Source organism: Kitasatospora sp. CMC57, from assembly GCF_045866025.2.
GTDB lineage: Bacteria > Actinomycetota > Actinomycetes > Streptomycetales > Streptomycetaceae > Kitasatospora.
The window spans coordinates 1,969,179-1,993,317 of sequence record NZ_AP035881.2 but is presented as its reverse complement, the minus strand read 5'-3'; the positions used below and the strand labels follow the sequence as shown (position 1 = coordinate 1,993,317).

Below are 24,139 nucleotides of genomic sequence, written 5' to 3'. Positions count from 1 at the left end.
GGTGGCCCGCTGCCGCCGGACGGGTGACAGGGCATTCCCCGGTGTCCCGGGGATGGGTGAGCATGGCGGTATGAACAGCGCCCCGTCCCGCGCCGAGCGGGCTGCCCAGGCCAGGTTGGCCGCTGCCCGGTTGACCGGTGAAGGTGTGGACGGGGTGGCGACCAGTTGGGTCGACAATGCCGGGATCAGCCGGGTGAAGACCTTCCCCGTGCGGCAGTTGGAGCGCGCTGCCGAGTGGGGCGTGGGCGCGGCGCCGTGCTTCGACGTGTTCCTGCTGGACGACTCGATGACCAGCAGCGCGTTCAGTCAGGGCCCGGACGGGGATCTGCGGCTGATCCCCGACCTGGACCGGCTGGTCCCGCTCGCGGCGCAGCCCGGCTGGGCGTGGGCCCCGGCGGACCGGTACGCGCAGGACGGCACACCGCACCCCGGCTGCCAACGCCGTTTCACCCGGCGGATGGTGGAGGCGGCCGGGCGGCGCGGGCTCACCGTGCAGGCCGGCGTCGAGGTCGAGTGGGTGGTCAGGGACGCCACCGGGGCCCCGGCCACCTCCGCGCCCGCGTACGGGCTGCACCGGTTCGCCGACCTCTCCGACTACCTGCGGGACGTGCTCCGCGCGCTGACGGAGCAGCAGTTGACGGTGCTCCAGCTCCACCCCGAGTACGCGCCGGGCCAGTTCGAGGTCTCGGTCGCCCCGGAGGACCCGGTCGGTGCGGCCGACACCACCGTGCTGGTCCGCCACACCGTCCGGACGGTGTCGGCCCGGCACGGTCTGCGGGCCACCTTCGCCCCCGCGCTCACCCCCGACGGGGTCGGCAACGGCGGCCACCTGCACTTCAGCCTCTGGCGCGACGGCCAGAACCTCGGCCACGGCGGCCCCGGTCCGCACGGTCTGCACTCCGAGGCGGAGCACTTCCTGGCCGGCGTCCTGGAGTACCTGCCCGCGCTGCTGGCGCTCGGCGCGCCGAGCGTCGCGAGCTACCTGCGGCTGCAACCCGCCCGCTGGGCAGGTCCGTTCCGCTGCTGGGGGCTGGAGAACCGGGAGGCCGCGCTCCGCCTGATCAAGGGGTCCACCGCCGGGCAGGCCAACGCCGAGGTCAAGTGCTTCGACGCCACCGCCAATCCCTATCTGATGATCGGTGGCGTGCTCGCCGCCGGACTCGACGGCCTGGACACCGGAAAACCCCTCCCCGCCGAGGTGAACGGCGATCCGGCCGCCCTCGGCACGGTCGAGCGGCTGCCCGCGAACCTGGCCGAGACACTGGCCGCCTTCGAACCGTCCGTACTGCTCCGCGAGGCCCTCGGAGCCCAACTGCACGCCGCCGTCCTCGCCGTCCGCCACGGCGAGGTGGAACTCCTCGCCGACCGCACCCCCGAGGAGATCATCGCGGCGACGGTCGACAGGTACTGACCGCGTGATCGACCACCACTGCCACAGCGTCACCCTCGCCGACCTCGACGACACCGCCTTCGCGAGCCTGCTCACCGAGTCCGACCGGCTGCCCGCGCCCGGGACTTCACCCTTGGACAGCTCGCTCGGCCTGGCGTTCCGCCGCTGGTGCCCACCGGCGCTCGGCCTCCCCGCCCACGCGCCGATCGCCGACTACCTGGCCCGCCGTCACGCACTCGGCCCGGCCGAAGCCGCCCGCCGCCTGTTCGCCGCCACCGGCCTCAGCCACTGCCTGGTCGACACCGGCCTCACCGCCGCAGCGGGCCGCCCGCTGCTCCCGCTGTCCGAGCTGGCCTCGCTCTCCGGTGCCCAAGTCCGGGAGGTGGTACGGCTGGAGAGCGTCGCCGAATCGGTCGACGCCCCGGCCGCCCGCTGGGCGGGCGCGGTCGAGGAGGCCCTGCGCACCGCCGCCGCCTCCGCCGTGGCGTTCAAGTCGGTTCTCGCCTACCGCCACGGCCTGGCAGTCCCCGCCGAACGCCCCTCCCCGTCGGAGGTCGCACGCGCCGCGGCCACCCACAGATCCGGCCGCCGCCTGACCGACCCCGTCCTGCTGCGCCAACTGCTCTGGAACGCCGTCGATCTGGGCCTGCCGATCCAGCTCCACACCGGCTTCGGCGACCCGGACCTGACGCTCCACCACGCCGACCCGTCCCTCCTCACCGACTTCATCCGGGCCGTCGAGCCGGCCGGTACCCCGCTCGTCCTGCTGCACGCCTACCCGTACCACCGCCAGGCCGCCTGGCTCGCCCAGGCCTTCCCCCACGTGTACGCCGACCTCGGGCTGACCCTGTCCTACACCGGCCCCCGTGCCGCCACCGTGCTCCGCGAGTTCCTCGAACTCGCTCCGTTCGGGAAGCTGCTGTTCTCCACCGACGCCTACGGCCTCCCCGAGCTCCACACCGTCGGCGCCGCCCAGTACCGCCATGCCCTGAGCCGTACCCTCGCCGACTGGCAGTCCGACGGCGCCTGCACGGCGGCGGACGCCGCCCGGATCACCCGCCTGGTCTCGACGGAGAACTCCCGGCGCCTGTACGGACTGGGCTGACCGTCAGCGGCGCTCCGCCCCGACCTGGGAACGCCGGTCGACGGACATCGGGTCGGCGGGGTCGGCCCTGGTGAGGTACTGCGGAACGGGTGCGTCGTCGGTACCGGTGTCGCGCACCAGTCCGTAGCGGACCCTGCCCTCGGCGGGATCGGGGGAGGGCGGTTGGGTGAGGTCACCGACGATGCTGCTCCTGGTGGCGGGTGCGACGACCAGGTTGTAGTCGGTACCGCGCTCGTTGAGGTGCAGGGTGACCGTGCCGTCGAGGTAGTAGTACTCGTGCTGCCACATCTGCTGCGTGCCGGGAGGCACGGTGCTCCAGCCCTTGCCGGGCTCACCCATCCAGGTCCAGCCGGCGGCCGACCCGGGCTTGGGGTCGTCCATCCGGTGGCCGCCTCCGGAGGCGGCGTGGAAGATCCTGCCCTCGAGGCCGGTCCAGGTCGGCATCTGGAGCTGCCCCGGGCCGCGTGTGAGGTAGCCGACCTGCCAGTCGAGCACGAAGTACCCACGCCCACTGACCGTCAGGTACTCGCCGCGGTGGGCAAGCAGGTACGCGTTCCGGCCCTGCCGCTTCGCGTACGCGCCGGACACGGCAACCGGGCCGTCCTCCGGCCGGACCGGAAGCGCCGCGGGCCGGGCGCCGGCCGCGGGCGGGGTGTCGACCTGGTCGATGGTCCGGCCGTACAGGGCGCCGGGTGCGGTGGGCGACGCGCTCGGGCTCGCCGGGGCCGGGGCCGGGGCCGGGGCCGGGACGGTGGGCGGCGCCGTGACCGCAGGAGAGGCGGCCGGCCGGGTCACCGGTGGCAGGGCCGCCCGGTGCTCAAGGAGGTAGCCGGTCGCCGCCCCGCCCCCCAGCACCGCCGTGCCCGCCGCGACCGCCGCGACGGGCTTGGCGGCCAGCCACCGGCCGAGCCGGGACAGCCACCCGGCCGCGTGCGTGGCGGACAGGGCCGAGGTGTGGAGCAGTGGGTTCACGGCGAAGCCGGCCGGCAGCTGTACGAGCGCCATGCCGAGGAGCAGCCCCTCGGTCGGTACCAGGTCCAGCACGCGCTGCGCACAGGTGGGGCACTCCCGGGTGTGGCGGCCGAGCCGCTTGCGCCACAGCGCGGCGGGTAGACCGTCCCAGGCCACGGTGAGCAGCACCAGATCCGCGCACGGCGGCGACGCCCGCAGAGCGCGTACGAGGGACCTGGCGGTGTCCAGCCGGGCCTTCATCCGCTGAACCCGTACGGCGGCGTGTGCCGGAGGGAGGTCGAGGGCCGCCGCCAGCTCCTCCCGGGTGAGCTCGCCCGCCGCCTCCAGCCACCACAGCGACAGCAGTTCGCGCTCCTCGGGCTCCAGCCAGCGGGTCGCCTCGGCGACCTCCCGCCGCTGCCCGGAGAGCCCGAGCCGGAGGACCGTCAGATCGACGAAGTCCGCACCCGGGTCCGCCGTGCCGTACGCCTCGTCCAGCTCGCCGACCACCGCCCGCGTCTGCTGGTTCCGCCACCGTTCGCGGACCTTCTGCAGGGTGATGGCCACCATCCAGGAGCGGAAACTCTCGGGACTGCGGAGGTTCCCCAGGCCGTCCACGACCTGCAGCATCGTCTCCTGCACCACGTCGTCGACGTCGTCGTGGCCGTCCAGGGCGCGCCCGGCGATGTTGTAGACCAGCGGCAGGCAGCCCCTGATCAGCTCGTCCAGCGCCCGCTGGTCCCCGGAGCGGGCCGCCATCACGACCGTGACGTCCGCCGTGTAGTCCACGTACATGCGTTCACCTTGCACTGTCGGTGGAGCCCGCCCGGCGGCGGCCCCGCCACCGTGCTCCGCCACCCCGGTATCACCAGGACCGCTCTACCGCCTTCGGAAGGCAAATGGGTGCGCTCCCACAGGGCCGCTTGGAAAGATAGCCAGGCTGTCCGCAGTTGCCAACATTCCGGGCTGCGCAATCTCTTGACAGCCAGTCAGTCGCTCCCGATATTTGGGAGCGCTCCCACAGTTGCGAGTGCCATGCCTCGCGTCCAGCGAACAGCTCTCCCCACCGCAGCCCCCACCCCGCAGGAGCCGTCAGATGTCACCCCCCACCTCGCGCAGTTCCCGCCTGTCCGCACTCGGCGCCGCCCTCACGCTGCTGGCCACCGGGCTCAGCACGATGGTCGGCACACCGGCCTCCGCGGCCGTGATCCAGTGCGCCGTCGACTACTCCACGAACGACTGGGGTAGTGGTTTCACCGCCAACGTGAAGATCAACAACGTTGGCACGGCCGCCCTCGACGGCTGGACCCTGACCTACGCCTACACCGGTAACCAGGCCCTCTCCGGCAGCGGCTGGAACGGCACCTGGGCGCAGAGCGGCAAGACCGTCAGCGTCAGCAGCCTTTCCTGGAACGCCAGCATTCCCCCCGGCGGCAACGCCACCCCCGGTGCCAACTTCAGCTACTCCGGCACCAACGCCGCTCCCACCGCCTTCGCGGTCAACGGCACCACCTGCGCCGGTGCCCACCAGGCCCCGGTCACCACGCTCACCAGCCCGGCGCCCGGGGCGAGTTACGCCGCCGGTGCCGCCATCCCGCTGGCCGCCACCGCGACCGCGAGCGACGGCGCGAGCATCAGCAAGGTGGAGTTCTACGACAACACCACCCTGCTGGCCACCGACACCACCGCGCCGTACTCCTTCAGTTGGGCCGGTGCCGCCTCCGGCAGCCACTCGGTCTACGCCAAGGCGTACGACAGCACCGGTGCCTCCGGCGAGTCCGCCCCCTCGGGGATCACGGTGGCCGCCGGTCCCGCCATCACCGCGACGCCGGTGAGCCTCTCGGTGACCCAGGGCAAGACCGGCACCTTCACGGTGAAGCTCTCCGCCCAGCCCACCGCCGACGTCACGGTGACCACCGCCCGCACCTCGGGCAACACCGGACTGTCCGTCAGCGGCGGCGCCAGCCTGACCTTCACGCCCGCCAACTGGGCCACCGCACAGACCGTCACGCTCACCGCGGACGCGACCGGCACCGGCTCGGCGACCTTCACCGCCTCCGCCACCGGCCACACCGCCGCCGCCGTCACGGTGACCGAGCTGGCGGCCGGCACGGGCGTGTACAACGACCGGTTCCTGCAGCTCTACAGCAAGTTGAAGGACCCGGCCAACGGCTACTTCTCGCCGGAGGGCATCCCGTACCACTCGGTGGAGACCCTGCTGGTCGAGGCGCCGGACCATGGCCACGAGACCACCTCCGAGGCGTACAGCTACCTGCTCTGGCTGGAGGCCCAGTACGGCCGGGTGAGCAAGGACTGGTCCAAGTTCAACGCGGCGTGGACGCTCATGGAGACGTACATGATCCCGACCCACGCGGATCAGCCGACCAACAGCTTCTACAACGCGAACAAGCCCGCCACCTACGCCCCCGAGATGCCGCTGCCGAGTGACTACCCGGCGCCGCTGAACACTTCGGTGACGGCCGGTCAGGACCCGATCGCCGCTGAGCTGTCGAGCGCCTACGGCACCAGCGACATCTACGGCATGCACTGGCTGCAGGACGTCGACAACGTCTACGGCTTCGGCAACGCGCCGGGCAAGTGCGAGGCGGGACCGGCCGACACCGGCCCCTCGTACATCAACACCTACCAGCGCGGTGCGCAGGAGTCGGTCTGGGAGACCATCCCGCAGCCGACCTGCGACAAGTTCGCCTACGGCGGCAAGAACGGGTTCCTCGACCTGTTCGTCAAGGACAACTCGTACGCCAAGCAGTGGAAGTTCACCGACGCGCCGGACGCCGACGCTCGCGCGGTCCAGGCCGCCTACTGGGCGGACACCTGGGCCAAGGCGCAGGGCAACGGCAGCCAGGTGTCGACCACCGTCGCCAAGGCGGGCAAGATGGGCGACTACCTGCGGTACTCGTTCTTCGACAAGTACTTCAAGAAGATCGGCAACTGCGTCGGCGCCTCCACCTGCGCCGCCGGCACCGGCAAGGACTCCTCGCACTACCTGCTCTCCTGGTACTACGCCTGGGGCGGCGCCACCGACACCAACTCCGGCTGGGCCTGGCGGATCGGCGACGGGGCCGCGCACGGCGGCTACCAGAACCCGATGGCGGCCTACGCCCTGGTGAACGACCCGGCGCTGGCTCCCAAGTCGGCCACCGGCAAGGCGGACTGGGCCACCAGCCTGGGCCGTCAGGTCGAGTTCCTGCAGTGGCTGCAGTCCAGCGAGGGCGCCATCGCCGGTGGGGCGACCAACAGTTGGGACGGCAGCTACGCCACGCCGCCCGCGGGTACCTCCACCTTCTACGGGATGTTCTACGACGAGGCGCCGGTCTACCACGACCCGCCGAGCAACCAGTGGTTCGGCTTCCAGACCTGGGGTCTGGAGCGGCTCGCCGAGTACTACTACGCCAGCGGCGACGTCAAGGCCAAGGCGGTCCTGGACAAGTGGGTGACCTGGGCGCTGAGCAAGACCACCTTCAACGCCGACGGTACGTACCAGATCCCGTCCACGCTGGCCTGGAGCGGCAAGCCGGACACCTGGAACGCGACCACTCCGGGCGCCAACGCCGGTCTGCACGTGAGCGTGGTCGACTACACCAAGGACGTCGGGGTGGCCGGCTCGTTCGCCAAGCTGCTCTCGTACTACTCGGCGAAGTCCGGCAACGCGGCCGCGAAGACCGCGGCGCAGAAGCTGCTGGACGGGATGTGGAGCAACAACCAGGACGCCCTGGGCATCGCGGTGCCGGAGACCCGGACGGACTACAGCCGCTTCAAGGACTCCGTCTCGGTGCCCTCGGGCTGGACCGGGACCATGCCGAACGGCGACCCGCTCAACTCCAGCTCCACCTTCCTCTCGATGCGTTCCTTCTACAAGAACGACCCCGCCTTCGCCAAGGTCCAGGCCTACCTGGACGGCGGCCCCGCACCGGTCTTCACCTACCACCGGTTCTGGGCCCAGGCGGACATCGCGACCGCGATGGCCACCTACGGTGAGCTGTTCGGTTAGAGCTGACGCCACGTCAGTTCGGGCTGGGCGTACGGTCTGACAGCCGTGCGCCCGGTCGTGTGTGGTCCAGGTGGCCCCGGTGCGTACCTCTTGCGGAGGGACGCCCGGGGTCACTAGCGTCCCGGGCAGCTCACGCACCCGCCATCCGTGGGTGCGGGCGGAGACTCGGGAGGGCCAACCCCTATGAGAGTTCCTCGGACAGGCCGGATCGGACGCGGGGCGGCAGGGCTGGCCCTGGTGGCTGCGGGGACCCTGGTCCTGCCGACCGGCACCGCGGTCGCGGCCGACGCGGGCGGCGGTACGGCGGGGACCGGGCCGATGCTCAACTACCTGGTCAACACCAAGGCCAACCACGGCCAGGTCATGCTGGCGGAACGCGCGATCGGCCGGCTCGGCGGCACGGTGGTGCAGTCCTACGAGCAGATCGGCGTGATCATCGCCCGCTCGGACTCCACCGGCTTCGCGGCCGGGCTGCGCGCCTCGCACGTGGTCGACTCGGTCGGTGCCAGCCGGACCAAGGCCGTCACCGCGGGCATCGGCGACGACACCGTCGAACTCGCCACCCCACCGGCCGGGTTGCTGGCCGCCGGGACGGACGAGCCGATGCAGGCCGACCAGTGGTCGCTAAGCACCATCGGTGTCCCCGAGGCGCACCGGACCAGCCTCGGCAGCCGCCGGGTGGTGGTCGGCGTGCTCGACTCCGGCATCGACGCCACCCACGAGGACCTGGCGGCCAACGTCGACGCCACGCAGTCGGTGTCCTGCATCGACAGCGGGAAGCCGAACACCGACTTCCAGGCCTGGCAGCCCACTTCGAGCGACCACGGCACCCACGTCGCCGGCACCATCGCGGCCGCCAGGAACGGCAAGGGCGTGCTCGGGATAGCCCCGGACGTCCGGCTGGCGGCGGTGAAGGTGGTGGACGACGGCGGCTTCATCTACCCGGAGTACGCGGTCTGCGGCTTCGTCTGGGCGGGCGAGCACCACTTCCAGGTCACCAACAACAGCTACTACGTGGACCCCTGGCTCTTCAACTGCGCCAGCGACCCGGACCAGGCGGCCATCCTGACCGCCGTCCGGCGGGCCACCGCCTTCGCCGAGCGCAACGGCGTGCTGAGCGTCGCGGCGGCAGGCAACGAGAACATCGACCTGGCGCACAAGACCAGCGACGACAGCAGCCCGGACGACACCGTGCCGGTGCCCCGTCCGGTGGACACCGGCTGCCTCAGCCTGCCGACCGAGCTGCCCGGCGTGGTGAACGTGGCCTCGGTCGGGGTGAACGGCAACAAGTCCTACTTCTCCAGCTACGGCCTGGGCAAGATCACCGTCGCGGCCCCCGGCGGCGACGCCCGCTACCAGATCCCGAACACCCCGTCGCGGAACGGCCGCATCCTCTCCACCGTCCGTGGCAACAAGTACGGCTACATGCAAGGCACTTCGATGGCCTCCCCGCATGCCGCGGGCGTCGCCGCACTCCTCGCCTCCAGCCACCCGTGGGCCGGCCCAGACCAGCTCCGGCAGATGCTGACCGGCCAGGCGACCGAGCACGCCTGCCCGACGGCGTACGACCCGAGCGGTGACGGCGCCTGGGCGGCGGTCTGCGAGGGCGGCACCGGGCAGAACGGCTTCTACGGCGCGGGCATCGTCAACGCGGCCACCGCCGTGCAGTGGTGGCGCTGGTGAGCTGACCGACCGTGAGCGCACCGACCCGCCCGGCCACCGGGCGGGCTGGTGCGCTCAGCGGGTCCGGGGTCGGCCGGAGAGGTCCGGGACCTCCTGCAGCCAGGCCGGGCGGCCCGCCCGGGTGGCGGCGGCCCGGTCGGCGGCGGTCCGCCTGAGCTGTTCGGGGGTGGCGAAACCCTCGGGCAGCCAGGCGGCCGACTGGGCGGCGCGGCCCGCGAGTTGGGTCACGTACGCCTCCCTGAGCTGCTCGACCGAGTCGAAGCCCGGCTCGTCCGTCAGCCACTCCTCGGGCACCAGGGCGAGCACCTCGCGCAGCAGCTCCGGCGTGACCAGCGGGGCCAGTCCGGTGTCGGCGGCCGCGACGTCCGGGTGGTGCGGGCCGAGGGCGTGGTCGCTGAGGTCGTACCGCTTGAGCACCGAACCGGCCGCGCCGGACCAGCGGTGGTGGAAGACCAGCCCGGCGCCGTTGTCGATCAGCCAGAGCCGGTCGTGCCAGACCATCAGGTTGGGGTTGCGGCAGCTGCGGTCCACGTTGCCGGTCAGGGCGTCCAGCCAGACCACCCGGCCGGCCTCGACCGGATCGACGTCGATCATTCCGGCCTCGAAGTCCCGGGCGCCCGGCAGGTAGTCCATCCCGAGGTTGCGCCCGGCGCTGCCGCGCAGGATGTCCTGGATCTCCGGGTCCGGTTCGTGGGCGGCCACCGCGGGGTCGAAGTCCACCAGGACCAGCTCGGGCACCCGCAGGCCGAGCCGCCGGGCCAGCTCCCCGACCACCACCTCGGCGATCAGCGCCTTGTGTCCCTGGGCGGCACCGCTGAACTTCACCACGTAGGTACCCAGGTCGTCTGTCTCCACGATGCCGGGCACGGAGCCCCCGGCCCGCAGCGGGTCCAGATAGCGGAGAGCGGTCACCTCGGTCAGCACACCGGCCAGCGTAACCCGGGGTGTGCTGTGGTTGGCTTGGATTGAACGGCGGTACCGGAGCAGTCAGAGGAGAGTACGGACCATGGGACAGGTGTACGCCACCACCGAGCGCAGTTACCCCGCGAGCCCCGAGCGGGTGTTCGAAGCACTGGCCGACTACACGGTGACGCGGCCCAAGCTGCTGCCCGCCCAGTACAGCGAGTACGAGGTGCGGGCCGGTGGCACCGGCGCGGGGACGCAGGTGCACTGGCGGTTGCAGGCGACCGAGAAGCGGGTCAGGGACTGCCTGTTCAACGTGAGCGAGCCCGGCACCCGCACGCTGATGGAGACCGACGCCAACTCCTCGATGGTGATCACCTGGAAGGTGGCAGGGCACGGCTCCGGCAGCAAGGTCACCGTGCAGGCGACCTGGCAGGGCGCGACCGGCATCGGCGGCTTCTTCGAGCGGACCTTCGCCCCCAAGGGGCTGAACCGGATCCACGACCAGATCCTGGCGGCGCTGGCGACCGAGGTGGCCTGAAACTCCCGAACGAGTGGTTCTGATCGCCGATCCGGGTGACGGTGGGGTCACGTAGCGTACGCGCCAACCTAGGCTCGCGGCCGTGCATATGACGATCCTTCATGTATCCCAGCCCGTGGACGGCGGAGTCGCCCGGGTGGTGGTCGATCTGGTCCGTGGCCAGCGCGAGGCGGGCTGCCGGGTGCTGGTGGCCTGCCCCGCCGGCGGACGGCTGGCGGCCGAGGCGGCCGCCGCGGGTGCCTTGGTGCTGGACTGGCCGGCGGGCCGCTCGCCAGGGCCGGGCACCCTGGCGGAGGCGTGGCGGCTGCGCCGGATCGTCCGGGGCGCCAACCCCGACGTGCTGCACCTGCACAGCGCCAAGGCGGGCCTCGCGGGCCGACTGGCCGTCAGGGGGGCCGTCCCCACCGTGTTCCAGCCGCACGCCTGGTCGTTCGCCGCCGTGCAGGGCCCGGTGGCGGCGGCCAGCCTACGGTGGGAGCGGTTCGCCACCCGGTGGGCGCGCTCGGTGCTCTGCGTCAGTGCGCAGGAGCGGCAGGACGGCGAGACGGCCGGGCTGACGGCCCGGTGGCAGGTGATCCCGAACGGCGTGGACCTGCGGCACCACGCGCCCGCCGACTCCGCCGCCCGCCGGGCCGCCCGGATGTCGCTCGGCCTCGATCTGGAGGACCCGCTCGCGGTCTGTGTCGGCCGGCTCTGCCGCCAGAAGGGCCAGGACGTGCTGCTGGACGCCTGGCCGACGGTCGCCGGGCAGCTGCCGCAGGCCCGGCTGGCCCTGGTCGGCGGCGGTCCGGAGGCCACCGCGCTGGCCGACCGGGTGCGTGAACTCCCCGACCCGGCCCGGGTCCGGCTGGCGGGCGACGTCACCGACCCCCGGCCCTGGCTGGCCGCCGCCGATCTGGTGGTGCTGCCGTCACGCTGGGAGGGGATGGCGCTGGCGCCGTTGGAGGCGATGGCCACCGCCCGCCCGGTGCTGCTCTCGGACGTGCCCGGCGCGCGGGAGTGCCTGCCCCCCGCACTGCTCGGCACCGGCCTGGTCGAGCCGGAGAATCCGGCGGCACTCGCACAAATGATCGTACGGGCGCTGAGTGATCCAATCGAGTGCGAACGACTCGGCCAGCTGGCCCGAGAACGAATGTCCGATCATCACGATGTCCGAGGGGTGGTGCGCCAGGTGGAGCTGCTCTATCGAAACCTCCTTCGAGACGGCGTTCCCGGCCCCCGTGCGGCGGAGCGCCGTGCCACCCGTGTCCCAGGGCGGTCCTGATCGTTTCTCAGACCGTGAATGCTCGCCGCAAAGGTGCTGCCGTGTTCGCATCTCGACCGGGTGACCCGAGGGCTCAAAGTCCGAAAGTCTGATTAATGGGCGGGTGGAATGAAATGGCAAGTCAACTTCCTGCAATCAAGCCAGCGTTCGGTATTGTCTGATTTTGCCTGCTTCGTAGTCATTTCTGAGTGCGGTTCTCGGGATGACCCGAATGCCGCCCGTGGCAGCAGGTGCTACCTGGACCGCATCCGTCGGCCGGGATTTACTCGTCGGTCCGACTCCGGGTCCGGGTGTCCCGTCAAGGCGGGTACACAGCAGGGGAGTTCGTGCGCTGATGACCATTGACCACGAGAGTGCGCCACGGCCGGGACAACCCCTGCCGCCCTCCCGCCGGGTCACCACCGAGCTCCTCGACCGGCGCCCGCCCGGGCGCCCGGTCCAGGCCAGGTCCGCCCCGGCGATCGGGCGGCACCGCAGGCCGTTCCGCTCCCGGCTCGCCCACCCGGCCGGACTGCTGGCCGCCGACGGCCTCGCGGTCTGCGCCGCCGCCGCGCTGACCGCCACCGACCCCGGGCGTCCGCTGCTCGGCGCGGCCGCCTTGCTGCCGCTGCTGCTGCCGCTCAACCTGACCGGCGGCCTGTACCGGAACCGGCTCACCCTCTCCGCACTGGACGAGTTCCCCGCCCTGGCCGCCCGGGCCACGGTCGCCACGGCCTTCGCCGTCACGCTCTCCGCCTGCCTGGACCACTGGCCGGACAGCGGCCCGGTCACCCCGCTGCGCCTGCTCTCCCTGGTCGCGGCCTTCCTGCTGCTCGCCTCGGTAGGCCGCGGCCTCGTCTACCACCTGCTCCGCAAGGCCCGCCGCCGTCGTCCCAGCCCCGTCCTGGTGCTCGGCGCCGGGCAGCTCGGCCAGCAGGTGGCGGCCGCCCTGACGGAGCGTCGGGAGTACGGGCTGCGTCCGGTCGGATTCCTCGACCCCGACCCGGTGCTGCTCGCGGAGGACGCCACCCTCCCGGTGCTCGGTGGCCGTGAGGTTCTGGAGCGGGAGATCCGCCGCCACCGGGTGCACCACGTGGTGGCCACCGAGGGCGCCGCCGACGAGGCCGAGACCGCCGCCGCGCTGCGCGAGGCCGCCCGGCTCGGCTGCCGGGTCTGGCTGGTGCCGGCCCTGCGCGAGTACGGCGCGCTGGCCGACCGGAGCCGGGGCGACCACCTCTGGGGCTTCCCCTGTCTCCAGCTCGACCGCCCCGCGATGCGTCGGCACGGCTGGGCCGCGAAGCGGGCACTGGACATCACCGCCGCCCTGTTCGGCCTGCTGCTGGTCTCCCCGGTACTGGCGGTCTGCGCCCTCGCGGTCCGGATCGACACCGGCCCCGGCGTGCTGTTCCGCCAGCAGCGCACCGGGCTGGACGGCAAGGTCTTCACCCTGCTGAAGTTCCGCACCCTGCGACCCGCCAACGAGCACGAATCGGCGACCCACTGGAACATCGCCCAGGACCACCGGATGAGCCGGGTCGGCCACTTCCTCAGGCACAGCTCGCTCGACGAACTCCCGCAGCTGTGGAACGTGCTGCGCGGCGACATGAGCCTGGTCGGCCCCCGGCCCGAACGCCCCTACTTCGTCATGCGGTTCAGCCAGGCGTACCCCGAGTACGCCGACCGGCACCGCGTCCCGGTCGGCCTGACCGGGCTGGCGCAGGCCAACGGCCTGCGCGGGGACACCTCGATCGAGGCCAGGGCCAGGTTCGACAACCGCTACATCGAGAGCTGGAACCTCTGGCTCGACGTCAAGCTGCTGTTCCGGACCGCCGCCCTGATGCTGCACCCGGACGGAAGCTGACCCGATGGCCCTCGCCCTGCCCCTCGCCTTACCCCGGCGGCTGACCGCCCGGCCCAGTCTGCTGGCCGCCGCCACCGTACTGCTGGTCTGCGTGCCGACCGGCGACAAGGACGTCACCGCCGCCGTGCACGTCACCGCCGCGGACCTGGCCTCGCTGGCGCTGGTCGCCACCATGGCCGTCGGCCTGCTGCGCGGCCGGATCCCGGCGCTCAACCGGACCGTCTGTGTCCTGTTCGGCGCGGTGGTCTGCTCGGCGGCGGTGGCCACCGTGCACTCGATCGACCCGCTCGCGAGCGTCACCGGCTTCGTCCGGCTGGTGCAGGTCTTCGTCCTGGTGCCGGCCGGGGTGCTCTGCTCGCTGCGCGACCGGCGGGACCAGCAACTGGTGCTCGGCTCCCTGGTGCTGGCCGCGCTGGTGCAGGGCGTGGTCGGCGCCAAGCAGTTCCTGACCGGGACGGGCGCCTCCTACACCGGGCGGCCGATCCGGGCGATCGGCACCTTCGGGGCGCTCGACGTCATGGCGATGTCCACGGTGGTCTGCTTCGGACTGCTGGCCGCGCTGGCGCTGGCCCTGGGGGAGCGTCACCCTGGCGGCAACCGCCGTCTGCGGATCGGCTGTTGGGCCGCCGCGGGCTTCCTGGTCTTCCCGCTGGCGGTCTCGTTCAGCCGGGGCAGCTGGATCGCCTGCGCGGCCGCCGCCGCCGTGGTGCTGCTGCGCGCCGACGCCCGGCTGGCGATCCGGGGCGCGGTGCTGACCGCCGCCCTCGCGGTGGTACTGCTCGGCGGCCTCGGCCTCGGCGGTTCGGGGGTGACCCACCGGATCTCCAGCATCGGCGCGGTCTCCGACACGCCGGACCAGTCGGTCACCGACCGCTACGACCTCTGGGGCACCGCCGGCCGGATCTGGCAGGACCACCCGCTGGCCGGCGCGGGCCCCAAGGCGTTCCAGCAACTACGGGACAGCCACGCGCCGTTGCGGCTCTCCTCGGGCAGCGACGCGGCCGATTCGCAGATCGGCTTCACCCGTGAGCCGCTGCTCTCGCCGCACAACATGTACTTCCTGGTGCTGAGCGAGCAGGGCCTGATCGGGGTGCTGGCCTACCTGGCCCTGTTCCTCACCCTGTTGATCAACTGTCTGCGCCAGGTGGGTAGTTCGGCCGACGGCACCAGGTTGGCGGCGCTCGGCCTGCTGGTCTGGGTGCTGGTGGACTTCCTGTACGCCGATATCGGGGGGACCACCACGGTGCTCACCTCGGTGATCCTCGGCCTTGCCGCCCGTACGGCGCTGCCTGGCCCGAACGCCGATGGGGCAGACCGGACATGAGCACGGACCAGCACGTCAGCACGGTCGAGGCGCCCGCCCCGCCGGGCCCCCCGGCGCCCCGGCGTGACTTCCTCGCCAAGGCCTTCGGCGTCACCGCGCTGCTGACCGCCACCGGGTCCGCCTTCGGCCTGCTCCGCGACCTGCTGCTGGCCAGGTACTTCGGTGCCAACCAGGGCACCGACGCCTTCCTGGTGGCCTGGACCGTCCCGGAGACCGCCGCGCCGCTGCTGATCGAGGACGCGATGGCGTTCCTGATGGTCCCGGCGTTCAGCCTGGCGCTGGTGCTGCGCGAGGAGCAGCCCGAGGGCCCCGACCCGGTCCGGCAGCTGGTCAGGGCCACGCTGCCCTGGCTCCTGCTGGCGCTGTGCGGCCTCTCGGCGCTGACCGCCGTCGGCGCCCCCGAACTGGTCAGGTTCCTGGCCCCCGGCCTGGTCGATCCCGGGCTGGCCGTCACCTGCACCCGGATCACGGCGATCACCATCCTGCCGTTCGGCGTCGCGGGATACCTGGGCAGCGCGCTGCGGGCCCACCACAGCTTCACCGCCCCGGCCGCCATCTACGTCGCGTACAACCTGGCGATCCTCGGCATCCTGCTGGTCGGCCACAGCGCCTGGGGGGTCAGGTCGGCCGCGCTGGGCGTCGCCCTCGGCAGTCTGCTGATGGCCGGGGTGCTGGTCGGTCCGTTCGTGCGCCGGCTCCGGGTGAGCCGCCGCAGGCCGCGCGGATCCCGCCGGGGCGGGCCGGCCGGGCTGGTGCTGATCCCGCTGGCGATACTGCCGGTGGCCGGCTTCACGCTGACCCGGCAGTCCCAGGTATTCATCGAGCGCCACCTCGGCTCGGGCCTGCCGCCGGGCACCATCTCGCACCTGAACTACGCGGCCAAGGTCTCCCAGCTCGCGATGACCGCCGCCATCCTGATCTGCACCGTCACCTTCCCGCTGGTCGCCCGCGCGCTCGCCGCTGGCGACCTTCGGACCGCCAGGGACCGGGTGGAGAAGGACATCGGCCAGGCCACCGCGCTGGTGCTGGTCGGCACCGCGTTCCTGATGGCCTGTGCGCCCTCGGTGGTGGCCCTGCTGTTCGAGCGCGGCGCGTTCACCGCCCACGACACCGCCGCCACCGCCGCGGTGATCCGGGTCTACAGCTTCGGGCTGCCGGCCCAGGCGCTGATCGGCGTGATGGTGCGCCCGTACTTCTCGGTCCGCCCGGTGGTCCGCCGGGCCGACGAGGACCCTCGCAGCTTCCGGGTGACCAGGCTCGACTGGTACCCGGTCGCCGCGATGGCGGTCGGTCTCCTGGTCACCGTCACGGTCGGCCTGGCCGCCACCCCGCACTACGGCGGCCTCGGGCTGGCCGCCGGCAACGCCGCCGGGATCACCACCACCGCAGGGCTGCTGCTCCGCGGGCTGCTGCTGCGCGGCATCGCGCTGCGGGTGCCGAAGGTGATCACCGGTCAGTCCCGCCTGCTGGCGGCCGCGGTGGGCGCCGCAGCCGTCGGCTACCTCGCCGACGGTCTGACCGCCTCCCCGCTGCTGGCCACCCTGGTCGGCGGGATGACGGTGCTGCTCGTCTTCGCCGCACTCGGCACCGCCTTCGGCGCGGCCGAGGTCCGTGACCCGCTGCTGGGGGGCCTGGCCCGGTTCGGCCCCGGCCCGCGCCCCCGGTCCGAACCGGCCCGGACGGCCGCCGCCCCGCCGGCCCCAGAGCCCACCCCCCACCTTCGGCCGCTGAAGGGAAGCTGCCCCATGGACGTCGACTCCGACCAGCAGTTGCGCCTCCCGGCGCAGGCAACCGTCGGCCGCACCAAACGTCGGATCGGAACCGGCCGGAGCGCCCCGTGGATCCTGATGTACCACTCGGTGGCCGACGAGGAGGAGGACCCGTACCTGCTCACCGTCAGCCCCGAACGGTTCGCCGCTCAGATGGCCTGGCTGCACCGCACCGGCCGACGCGGCGTCAGCGTCCGTGAGCTGCTCAGGGCCAGGGCCGAGGGCACGGCGGGCCACCTCGTCGGCCTGTCCTTCGACGACGGCTACGCCGACTTCGCCAGGTACGCCGTCCCGGTGCTGCACGAGCACGGCTTCACCGCGACCGCGTACGTGGTGCCTGACCTGCTCGGCACCGAGAACGGCTGGGACGTCAAGGGCCCGCGCAAGCAGTTGCTGACCCTCGACCAGGTGACCGAACTGGCGCGGGCCGGCTGGGAGATCGGCTCGCACGGCCTCGGCCACCGGGCCCTGCCCGGCCTGCCCGCCGCCGACCTCGCGGTGCAGACCAGGGAGAGCAGGCGGGCCCTGGAGGAGCTGATCGGCGGCCCCGTCACCGGCTTCTGTTACCCGTACGGAGCGGTCGACCTGGCCGCCACCCGCGCGGTCAGGGACGCCGGGTACGACTACGCCTGCGCGATCGAGCACAGCGGGCTCACCGGCCGCTACGCCCTGCCCCGGAGCTACGTCGGCGACCGGGACGGCGCCTTGCGGCTGCGGGCCAAGCGCGGGCGGCACCAGGTCAGGGACGTGCTCACCGCGCTGCGCTCGCGCCGCCCGGGGAGGGCCGGCCGGTGAAGGTCCTGCACGTGATCACCGGGCTGGCCTCCGGCGGGGCCGAACGCCAGCTGGAGCTGATCCTCCGGCACCTGCCCGAGCGGCACCGGTGCGAGGTGGCCACCCTGACCAACCCGGGCACGGTGGCCGCCGCACTGAGCGCCGGCGGCGTCCAGGTGCACGACCTCGGGATGCGCGGCAACCGCGACCTCGGGGTGCTGCCCCGGCTCACCGGCCTGATCCGGCACGGCCGGTACGACCTGGTGCACACCCACCTCTACCGGGCCGGGCTGTACGGCCGGCTGGCCGCCCGGCTGGCCGGGGTGCGCGGGGTGCTGGCCACCGAGCACTCGCTGCACGCCACGGTGATCGAGGGCCGCCCGGTCACCCCGGGCGTCAAGGCGCTCTACCTGGCCGCCGAACGGCTCGGCTCGACCACCGTCGCGGTCTCCCGGCAGGTCGCCGCCACCCTGGACGACTGGGGGGTGCCCGCGCCGCGCGTCGAGCTGCTGCCGAACGGGATCGAGACCGCCAGGTACTGCCTGCCGACCGCCTCCCGGGCGGCGCTGCGGCAGGGCGTCCGGGCCGAGCTGGGCCTGCCGCAGTCCGCCTGGGTGATCGGCGCGGTCGGTCGGCTGGTCCCGGGCAAGCAGTTCGGGCTGCTGGTCCAGGTGCTGGCCGAGCTGACCAGACTGGGTGCCCAGCACCCGGCGCTGCGGGAGCCCTGGCTACTGGTGGTCGGCGCCGGACCCGAGCGGGCGGAGCTGCTCCGGCAGGCCGGGGAGCTCGGGGTGCTGCACCGGTTGCTGCTCGCCGGTGAGCGCTCCGACGTCCCCGAACTGCTCACCGCCATGGACGTGTTGGCCGCTCCCTCAGCCGAGGAGACCTTCGGCCTGACCGTGCTGGAGGGCCTGGCCGCCGGTCTCCCGGTCCGGCACAGCGCCTGCCCGGCGCTCGACGAGCTGCCCCCCGACGCCGCCCCCGGGGCGGTCCGGCTGCCCGCCACGGCCGCCGCCTACACCACCTCGCTGTGCGAACTCTGGAGCCGCCGCACCGCCGTGCTGCCCCAGCCCCCGGCGGTCGCCCACTACGACATCGCCCGGATCGCGGACCGGCTGGCGCTGCTCTACGACCGCCTCGGCGGGGTGCCGGGCCCGGCGCCGGGCCGGCGCGAGCCGGTGGCCGCCCGGCCGCGCTGAAACGGCCCGGCCGAAACCTGATCCCGTCCGTTCTAGCCAAGGAGCTTCCCATGTCCGAACCGCGCAGGCGCGCACGCACCCTGACCCGCCGTTGGTGGCCGGTCGCGCTGGCCGTCCCGCTGGGTGCCATGGCGGGCGCCGGGTACGCCGCCGTCTCGCCCCCGAGCTACGCCGCCAACTCCTACGTGGTGGTGGTCCCGCAGGGGCCGGGGGAGGGTGCCACTGCCGTCAACTTCGCCCAGGCGTACGGCCGGCTGGCCGGCCAGCCGCAGGTGCTCGCGGGCGCGGCGGCCGAGACCGGCCGGACCATCAACGACCTGGCCGAGCAGGTCCGGGGCACCACCTCGCCGGACGCCCCGGTGATCGAGATCACCGGCTCCGGAAGCCAGGGCGCCGACGCCGCCCGGGCCGCCGACGCGGTGGCCAAGTCGCTGATCGCCTTTGCCAACACGAGCACCAAGGAGACCGGCGTCAAGCTGGTCCCGCTGGCCGGAGCCGCCGTACCGGACCGTCCGGCCACCCCGTCCGCCGAGCTGGACGTCGCGGTCGGCGCGGCCGGCGGGCTGCTGCTCGGCGCGCTGGTGCTGATGACCCGCCGTCCGAAGAGGGCCGGCGGGCCTGAGCTTGAGACCCCCGCCGAGACCTCCGGCGGGGCCTCCGCCGAGACCCCGGTGGAGACCCCGGCCGAACCGGCCGTCACCGTCCCGGCGGAGGTCCCCAAGCGCCGTGCGGCGACGGCCAAGGAGCCGCAGCAGACCGGGGGGCGGGGATGACCACCGAGGTTTCCGTCGGCTCGGTTCCTGCCCAGACCGGTGCCCCGCGATGGCGCGCCGAGGTCCGCCGGGAGGACGACGCGCTCGACCTGATCGCCGCCGAGTGGGACGACCTGACGGCCCGTTGCGCGGCCGCCACCTCCTTCCAGTCGGCCGCCTGGCTGGCCTCCTGGTGGCGCCACTACGGCCGCCCGGGCGCCCTCGTGCTGGTGCTGGTCCGCCGGGACGACCGGCTGGTGGCCGCCGCCGCGCTGCAACGCCGGGGCCCGTTCGGCGGGCTGACCAACCTCGGCGCGGGCCTGGTGGACTTCACCGATGTCCTGCTGGACGACTCCTGCGCCGACCGGGCCGCCGCCGAGCTGGCCGCCGCCCTGCCGCTCACCCGCCCCTGGCACTCGCTGGAGCTGTGCGAGGTCCGTCCCGAGGCCGCCGTCCAGCAGGTGTTCGGGCAGTGGCCGGGCCGACGGCACCGGTTCGCCGACTCGCTCTGCCAGTACCTGCCCGCGGTCCCGATGGAGGAGCTGCTCAAGCGTCTGCCCGGCAAGACCGCCCAGCGCAGCCGGGTCAAGCAGCGCAAGATCGCCGAGTCCGGCGTCCAGGTCCGCAGCGCCGCCCCGGCCGAGGTGCCGGAGGCGGTCGAGAGCCTGCTCCGGCTGCACATCGAGCAGTGGCAGGACCGTGGCGTCACCCCCGAGCACCGCACCGAACGGTTCGCCGCCCACCTGGCCGAGTCCACCACCGGCCTGGTCGCCACCGGCCGCGCCGCGGTCCACCGGTTCTACCTGGACGGCGAGTTGGTCGCGGTGAACCTGCTGCTGCTCAGCCCGCCGTTCGGCGGCCTGTACATGTACGGCGCCAAGCCGACCCTGCGGGAGCGGCTCGACATCGCAGGTCTGCTGTTCGGCGCCGCGCTGGACGAGGTCAGGGCCGCCGAGATCCCGGTGCTCAGCCTGCTGCGCGGCCAGGAGCCGTACAAGCAGCGCTGGCGCCCGGACCAACTCCCTAACCAGCGACTGGTACTGGGCGCCGGCCGGCTCGCCCCGTGGGCAGCCGCCCGGGCGGTCCGGGTGCTGGTCAGGCAGGCCCTGGCACACCAGCTGCGCACCAGGCTGCCCGGCCTGAAGCGGGTACTACTGGCCCGGATGCGCAGCTGACGGGCCGACGGCGGTCTTGGCCCCGGCCATCAGCTGCCGGAACACCGCACTCGACCTCGGGTTCCGGTCGCACTGCCAGAAGCCGTGCGGGCAGTAGTCGGTGACGGTCTGGTAGGCGGTGTCGTGGGTGCGCATCCAGTCCACCATCCGCCGGACGAACTCCGGGTTGTCGCCGTTCCGGAACAGCCCCCACTCGGGGTACGAGACCGGCTTGCCGCGCTTGGCGGCGAACTCCACCTGGTCCTGCAGCCCGTACGGCTCGGAGACGTACTCGTCGAAGGTGCCGCCGGCCGGCTGGTCGTAGCTGTCCATGCCGATGATGTCGACCACGTCGTCGCCCGGGTAGCAGCGCGTCCACGGGATGGCGTCCAGCCCCCGGGTCGGGTTGAAGTCGAACGTGAAGTGCTGCCCGGGCACCGAGCGCATCACCGTCACGATCCGCCGCCAGTACGCCTTCCAGGCCGTCGGGTCGGGCTTGCAGCGGCTGGTGTAGGTGGTGCCGTTCATCTCCCAGCCCGGCGTCATGATGGTGTCCTGCCCGCCGAGCGCGACCAGCTTCCTGGCCAGCTTGAGGAAGTGCAGGTCGAACTCGCCCTTGTTCCCCCTGGCCAGCAGCCTGGCCACCTCGGCGTCCGGCATGTTGTTCTCGTTCGGCACCAGCATCGGCACGCCGAGCACCAGCTTGCGCTGCGGGTCGGCCAGCTTCCACTGCGACCAGAGGCCGAGCACCACCGGGTCGCCCTCGACGTCCCCCCAGCCGTTGCCGGCCAGGTAGGTGTGGCCGACCTGCATGTCGGCCCCGTTCAGCCAGGTGGCCATCCGGGCGATGTTCGGGATGTAGTTGTCCCACGATCCGACGAAGGCGCCGAACGGCGGTTCGTGCTTGGTCCGTTGGACGGCCGGACGGGGGGCCGCACCACGCGGTTCGATGGCGTCCGAGGAGAGGAAGGTGTGCCGCTCGGTCTGGCTCAGTGGAGTACCGGAGGGAACGCTCGCCGTGGTCACCAACAGCAGCGCGGCGGCGGCCAGCGTCAGGCGGGCCAATCGCATGGGTCTCTCCTCGGGACGGCGTGCGGGCCTGTCCAGGCCCGTAAGCACGACGGTAATCCCACAGACCGTCAGAAAAGCCTCATGTCACTCGATAGTGGTAGGTCGGGCGCGGGGGGTTGGCCCAGCAGGCCGCGCATCCGCCGCCCGCTCACCCGAAGGTGTCGCACCGGGCCAGGTCACCCGTCCGGTAGCCGGTGGTGAACCACTCCTGCCGCTGCGCCGAGGACCCGTGCGTCCAGCTCTCCGGATTCACCCGCCCCTGGGCCTGCTGCTGGATCCGGTCGTCCCCGACCGCCGCGGCCGCGTCCAGCCCGATCGCGATGTCCGCGTCCGTCAGCGAAGTGATCAGCGGGCGTCCGGTCCCGGTCTGCGGCGTCCGGGTCGCGGCGTACGCCCAGACCCCCGCGTAGCAGTCGGCCTGCAGCTCCAGCTTCACCGAGCCGCTGTTCGCCCCCTGCCGGTCCTGGCCGGCCTTCTTCAGCTGCCCGGTCAGGTTCTGGATGTGGTGCCCGTACTCGTGCGCCACCACGTACGCCTCCGCGAACGGGCCGCCCTTGGCGCCGAACCGGCTGCTCAGCTCGTCGAAGAAGCCGAGGTCGAAGTACGCCTTCCGATCACCCGGACAGTAGAAAGGCCCGACCGCCGAGCTCGCCGCCCCGCAGGCGGTCGACACCTGACGGGTGAACAGCACCGTCTCGGCCGGCTGGTACGCCCCCGCCCGGCGGGTGAACTCGCCCTGCCAGAAGTTCTGCACGCTGTTCACCACAGCGACCATCCGGCAGTCCTGCCGCTGGTTGGCGTCCGAGCCCTTCTTGCAGGTGTCCTGCAGCTGTCCCGCCGTGGCCTGCCCTGCCGTGTTCCCGCCGCCGTCCGAGAGCCCGAGCGTGGACGGGTCCACGCCGAGCAGCAGCGCGATGACCAGCCCGACGATCCCCACCGCGCCGCCGCCCAGGGCGACCCTCCCGCCGGGCACCCCGCGCCGGTCCCGCACCTGCGAGGTGTCGAGATCCGCCTGGTCGTCGAACTGCATCGCGTACCACCTCTGTAACAGTCCGTCCAGTGACCGCAGTCGCACCCTAGCCGTGCTCCGGACCCCTCGCGAGGTGGCCGAGCTGGGCTTCCGCCCCCCGGGCCGGGCCCGCGCGGTCCGCCGTGCGGGGGTCGGCACGGCTGCGCCTGGCTGACGGAGGGCGCGCGGGTTGGGTACGCTCCGCCCGTGTCCAGGAAGCCGCTGCGTGCCCTCACCCGCCGATCCGTGCTGCCCGCGCTCGCCGTCCTGGTGGTGCTGGGAGCAGGTGCGGCGGCACACGCCAACCGCCCGGTCCCGTTCGGCGACCGCCTGGTCAAGCCGGGCACCGCGGCCGGCGGGGACGCCAGCCCGGTCAGCGCCCAGACCCGGGCCACCGCCGGCCTGGAGCTCCGGGTCGGCCCCGGCCTGGAGGCCTTCGACCGGCAGACCGGCGAACACCTCTGGTCCTACCGCCGGGAGGGCGCCACCGCACTGCACCAGGCGACGCTCGGCGAGAACGCCGTGGTGATCTGGGACGACGGCATGGTCACCTCGGTCCGCCCCAGCGACCACGAGGTCCGCTGGCACCGGGCCGTCCCCGGCCTGGCCGAGTGGCTGCACGGCACGGACGCCAAGGAGGGCACCGAGCGGACCGAGGCGGAGAAGCTCGCCGAGGCCGGCCGACGCGCCGCAGCCGCCCTCCACCCGGTCGGCGGCGAGGAGACCTGGGTGGCGGTGGTCACCCCCGCCCTGACCATGGGCTTCCGCGACAGCGACGGCGACCTCCGCTTCAACTCCCGCCCGCTGGCCGGGTGTTCGTACGACCCGCTGCGGGCCGTGCATACCGGCTACGCGGTCCTGGTGCCCCGCACCTGCACCGGCACCAACGGCGCGGGCAACCCGCTGCCCGGCGGCATCACCGGCTTCCGCCTCTCCGTCCGCGGCTTCCAGCTCGACGCGGGCCCCAACGTGCAGCTGCGCCGCCTCGACGACCAGCGCGTCGCCATCGAGGACGGCCCCGTCCTGGGCACCCGCACCTACGACACCAAGCTGGCCACCCCCGAATCCACCTGCACCGTCCCCTTCGCCGCCCTCCACCCCACCCCGGGCTGCCCCGGCCACTAGGCCCTGTCCGGGCGATCTTGCCGGGCGTGCGACGCCGGACCCGCCGCGCCAGCGGCTGATGTCACAGCCCGGCTGGACGCACGCTGATCCGGCAAGATCGCCCGGACAGGGCATAGGGCGGCACCACCCAGGACGCGGGGCTCTGCCGAGATGCGGCTCCGCCGACAGCCCGGCCCCGGCGGTGCGGCCTGCACCGAAAAGGCTCTGGACGGGTGCCGGTAGACTGGGCCGCATGGCTGTTCTCTCCGGGCATTAGCGGGCGAGCGGCGCCCG

General features: G+C 73.0%; 17 protein-coding genes. 13 read left to right on the top strand and 4 right to left on the bottom strand.

Annotated features, from left to right (window positions below):
- Window positions 1–70 precede the first annotated feature (70 nt).
- Both ACKUU6_RS08925 and ACKUU6_RS08920 read left to right on the top strand, forming a co-directional pair.
- A complete protein-coding gene (locus ACKUU6_RS08925) occupies window positions 71–1,411 on the top strand; it encodes a glutamine synthetase (protein ID WP_407987943.1) in 1,341 nt (446 codons plus the stop codon).
- A gap of 4 nt (window positions 1,412–1,415) precedes the next feature.
- Complete coding sequence (locus tag ACKUU6_RS08920; RefSeq protein ID WP_407987942.1) at window positions 1,416–2,495, top strand: amidohydrolase family protein; 1,080 nt, start codon at window positions 1,416–1,418, stop codon at window positions 2,493–2,495.
- A gap of 3 nt (window positions 2,496–2,498) precedes the next feature.
- Here ACKUU6_RS08920 and ACKUU6_RS08915 read toward each other — a convergent pair whose 3' ends face one another.
- Window positions 2,499–4,241: an RNA polymerase sigma factor gene (locus ACKUU6_RS08915; RefSeq protein WP_407987941.1), complete on the bottom strand. Its 1,743-nt coding sequence runs from the start codon at window positions 4,239–4,241 to the stop codon at window positions 2,499–2,501.
- 301 nt (window positions 4,242–4,542) lie between these two features.
- Here ACKUU6_RS08915 and ACKUU6_RS08910 point away from each other — a divergent pair, with 301 nt between their 5' ends.
- Both ACKUU6_RS08910 and ACKUU6_RS08905 read left to right on the top strand, forming a co-directional pair.
- Window positions 4,543–7,458, top strand: coding sequence for a glycoside hydrolase family 48 protein (locus ACKUU6_RS08910; RefSeq protein ID WP_407987940.1), 2,916 nt, complete (start codon window positions 4,543–4,545; stop codon window positions 7,456–7,458).
- A 237-nt stretch (window positions 7,459–7,695) separates the two neighbouring features.
- Window positions 7,696–9,141 (top strand): S8 family peptidase, encoded by a 1,446-nt coding sequence (locus ACKUU6_RS08905; protein WP_407987939.1) that lies wholly within the window; start codon window positions 7,696–7,698, stop codon window positions 9,139–9,141.
- 54 nt (window positions 9,142–9,195) lie between these two features.
- On the opposite strand, the gene ACKUU6_RS08900 is transcribed toward ACKUU6_RS08905, so the two are convergent.
- Window positions 9,196–10,065: a HipA family kinase gene (locus tag ACKUU6_RS08900; RefSeq protein ID WP_407987938.1), complete on the bottom strand. Its 870-nt coding sequence runs from the start codon at window positions 10,063–10,065 to the stop codon at window positions 9,196–9,198.
- Between the two features lie 82 nt (window positions 10,066–10,147).
- Between ACKUU6_RS08900 and ACKUU6_RS08895 the strand changes: the two genes are divergently transcribed.
- From ACKUU6_RS08895 to ACKUU6_RS08860, 8 genes are all read left to right on the top strand, one after another.
- Entirely contained in the window at window positions 10,148–10,585 is a 438-nt protein-coding gene (locus ACKUU6_RS08895) for an SRPBCC family protein (RefSeq protein ID WP_407987937.1), read from the top strand.
- Window positions 10,586–10,673: 88 nt separating this feature from the next.
- Window positions 10,674–11,849, top strand: coding sequence for a glycosyltransferase (locus ACKUU6_RS08890; RefSeq protein WP_407992071.1), 1,176 nt, complete (start codon window positions 10,674–10,676; stop codon window positions 11,847–11,849).
- 334 nt (window positions 11,850–12,183) lie between these two features.
- Entirely contained in the window at window positions 12,184–13,689 is a 1,506-nt protein-coding gene (locus ACKUU6_RS08885) for a sugar transferase (RefSeq protein WP_407987936.1), read from the top strand.
- Window positions 13,690–13,693: 4 nt separating this feature from the next.
- Window positions 13,694–15,013: an O-antigen ligase family protein gene (locus tag ACKUU6_RS08880; protein WP_407987935.1), complete on the top strand. Its 1,320-nt coding sequence runs from the start codon at window positions 13,694–13,696 to the stop codon at window positions 15,011–15,013.
- Window positions 15,010–17,577: a lipid II flippase MurJ gene (locus tag ACKUU6_RS08875; RefSeq protein WP_407987934.1), complete on the top strand. Its 2,568-nt coding sequence runs from the start codon at window positions 15,010–15,012 to the stop codon at window positions 17,575–17,577. Before ACKUU6_RS08880 ends, ACKUU6_RS08875 begins: the two co-directional genes overlap by 4 nt.
- Entirely contained in the window at window positions 17,574–18,755 is a 1,182-nt protein-coding gene (locus tag ACKUU6_RS08870) for a glycosyltransferase (protein ID WP_407987933.1), read from the top strand. Before ACKUU6_RS08875 ends, ACKUU6_RS08870 begins: the two co-directional genes overlap by 4 nt.
- Window positions 18,756–18,805: 50 nt before the next feature.
- Window positions 18,806–19,528 (top strand): lipopolysaccharide biosynthesis protein, encoded by a 723-nt coding sequence (locus tag ACKUU6_RS08865; RefSeq protein ID WP_407987932.1) that lies wholly within the window; start codon window positions 18,806–18,808, stop codon window positions 19,526–19,528.
- Window positions 19,525–20,682, top strand: a complete 1,158-nt coding sequence (locus tag ACKUU6_RS08860; protein WP_407987931.1) for a GNAT family N-acetyltransferase — start codon at window positions 19,525–19,527, stop codon at window positions 20,680–20,682. The genes ACKUU6_RS08865 and ACKUU6_RS08860 overlap by 4 nt, the downstream gene beginning before the upstream one ends.
- Here the strand turns inward: ACKUU6_RS08860 and ACKUU6_RS08855 are convergent.
- Window positions 20,659–21,732, bottom strand: coding sequence for a glycoside hydrolase family 26 protein (locus ACKUU6_RS08855; protein ID WP_407987930.1), 1,074 nt, complete (start codon window positions 21,730–21,732; stop codon window positions 20,659–20,661). The genes ACKUU6_RS08860 and ACKUU6_RS08855 overlap by 24 nt on opposite strands.
- Before the next feature lie 148 nt (window positions 21,733–21,880).
- Window positions 21,881–22,762: a neutral zinc metallopeptidase gene (locus ACKUU6_RS08850; RefSeq protein ID WP_407987929.1), complete on the bottom strand. Its 882-nt coding sequence runs from the start codon at window positions 22,760–22,762 to the stop codon at window positions 21,881–21,883.
- Between the two features lie 186 nt (window positions 22,763–22,948).
- Between ACKUU6_RS08850 and ACKUU6_RS08845 the strand changes: the two genes are divergently transcribed.
- A complete protein-coding gene (locus ACKUU6_RS08845) occupies window positions 22,949–23,866 on the top strand; it encodes a hypothetical protein (protein WP_407987928.1) in 918 nt (305 codons plus the stop codon).
- Window positions 23,867–24,139: the final 273 nt, after the last annotated feature.

What these genes read in the sequence shown, in the direction of transcription:
- ACKUU6_RS08910 (WP_407987940.1), top strand. Translation starts at nt 4,543, where the DNA reads ATGTCACCCCCCACCTCGCGCAGTTCCCGCCTGTCCGCACTCGGCGCC.
- ACKUU6_RS08925 (WP_407987943.1), top strand. Translation starts at nt 71, where the DNA reads ATGAACAGCGCCCCGTCCCGCGCCGAGCGGGCTGCCCAGGCCAGGTTG.
- ACKUU6_RS08860 (WP_407987931.1), top strand. Translation starts at nt 19,525, where the DNA reads ATGACCACCGAGGTTTCCGTCGGCTCGGTTCCTGCCCAGACCGGTGCC.
- ACKUU6_RS08890 (WP_407992071.1), top strand. Translation starts at nt 10,674, where the DNA reads ATGACGATCCTTCATGTATCCCAGCCCGTGGACGGCGGAGTCGCCCGG.
- ACKUU6_RS08915 (WP_407987941.1), bottom strand. Translation starts at nt 4,241, where the DNA reads ATGTACGTGGACTACACGGCGGACGTCACGGTCGTGATGGCGGCCCGC.
- ACKUU6_RS08895 (WP_407987937.1), top strand. Translation starts at nt 10,148, where the DNA reads ATGGGACAGGTGTACGCCACCACCGAGCGCAGTTACCCCGCGAGCCCC.
- ACKUU6_RS08885 (WP_407987936.1), top strand. Translation starts at nt 12,184, where the DNA reads ATGACCATTGACCACGAGAGTGCGCCACGGCCGGGACAACCCCTGCCG.
- ACKUU6_RS08850 (WP_407987929.1), bottom strand. Translation starts at nt 22,762, where the DNA reads ATGCAGTTCGACGACCAGGCGGATCTCGACACCTCGCAGGTGCGGGAC.
- ACKUU6_RS08880 (WP_407987935.1), top strand. Translation starts at nt 13,694, where the DNA reads ATGGCCCTCGCCCTGCCCCTCGCCTTACCCCGGCGGCTGACCGCCCGG.
- ACKUU6_RS08855 (WP_407987930.1), bottom strand. Translation starts at nt 21,732, where the DNA reads ATGCGATTGGCCCGCCTGACGCTGGCCGCCGCCGCGCTGCTGTTGGTG.
- ACKUU6_RS08875 (WP_407987934.1), top strand. Translation starts at nt 15,010, where the DNA reads ATGAGCACGGACCAGCACGTCAGCACGGTCGAGGCGCCCGCCCCGCCG.
- ACKUU6_RS08865 (WP_407987932.1), top strand. Translation starts at nt 18,806, where the DNA reads ATGTCCGAACCGCGCAGGCGCGCACGCACCCTGACCCGCCGTTGGTGG.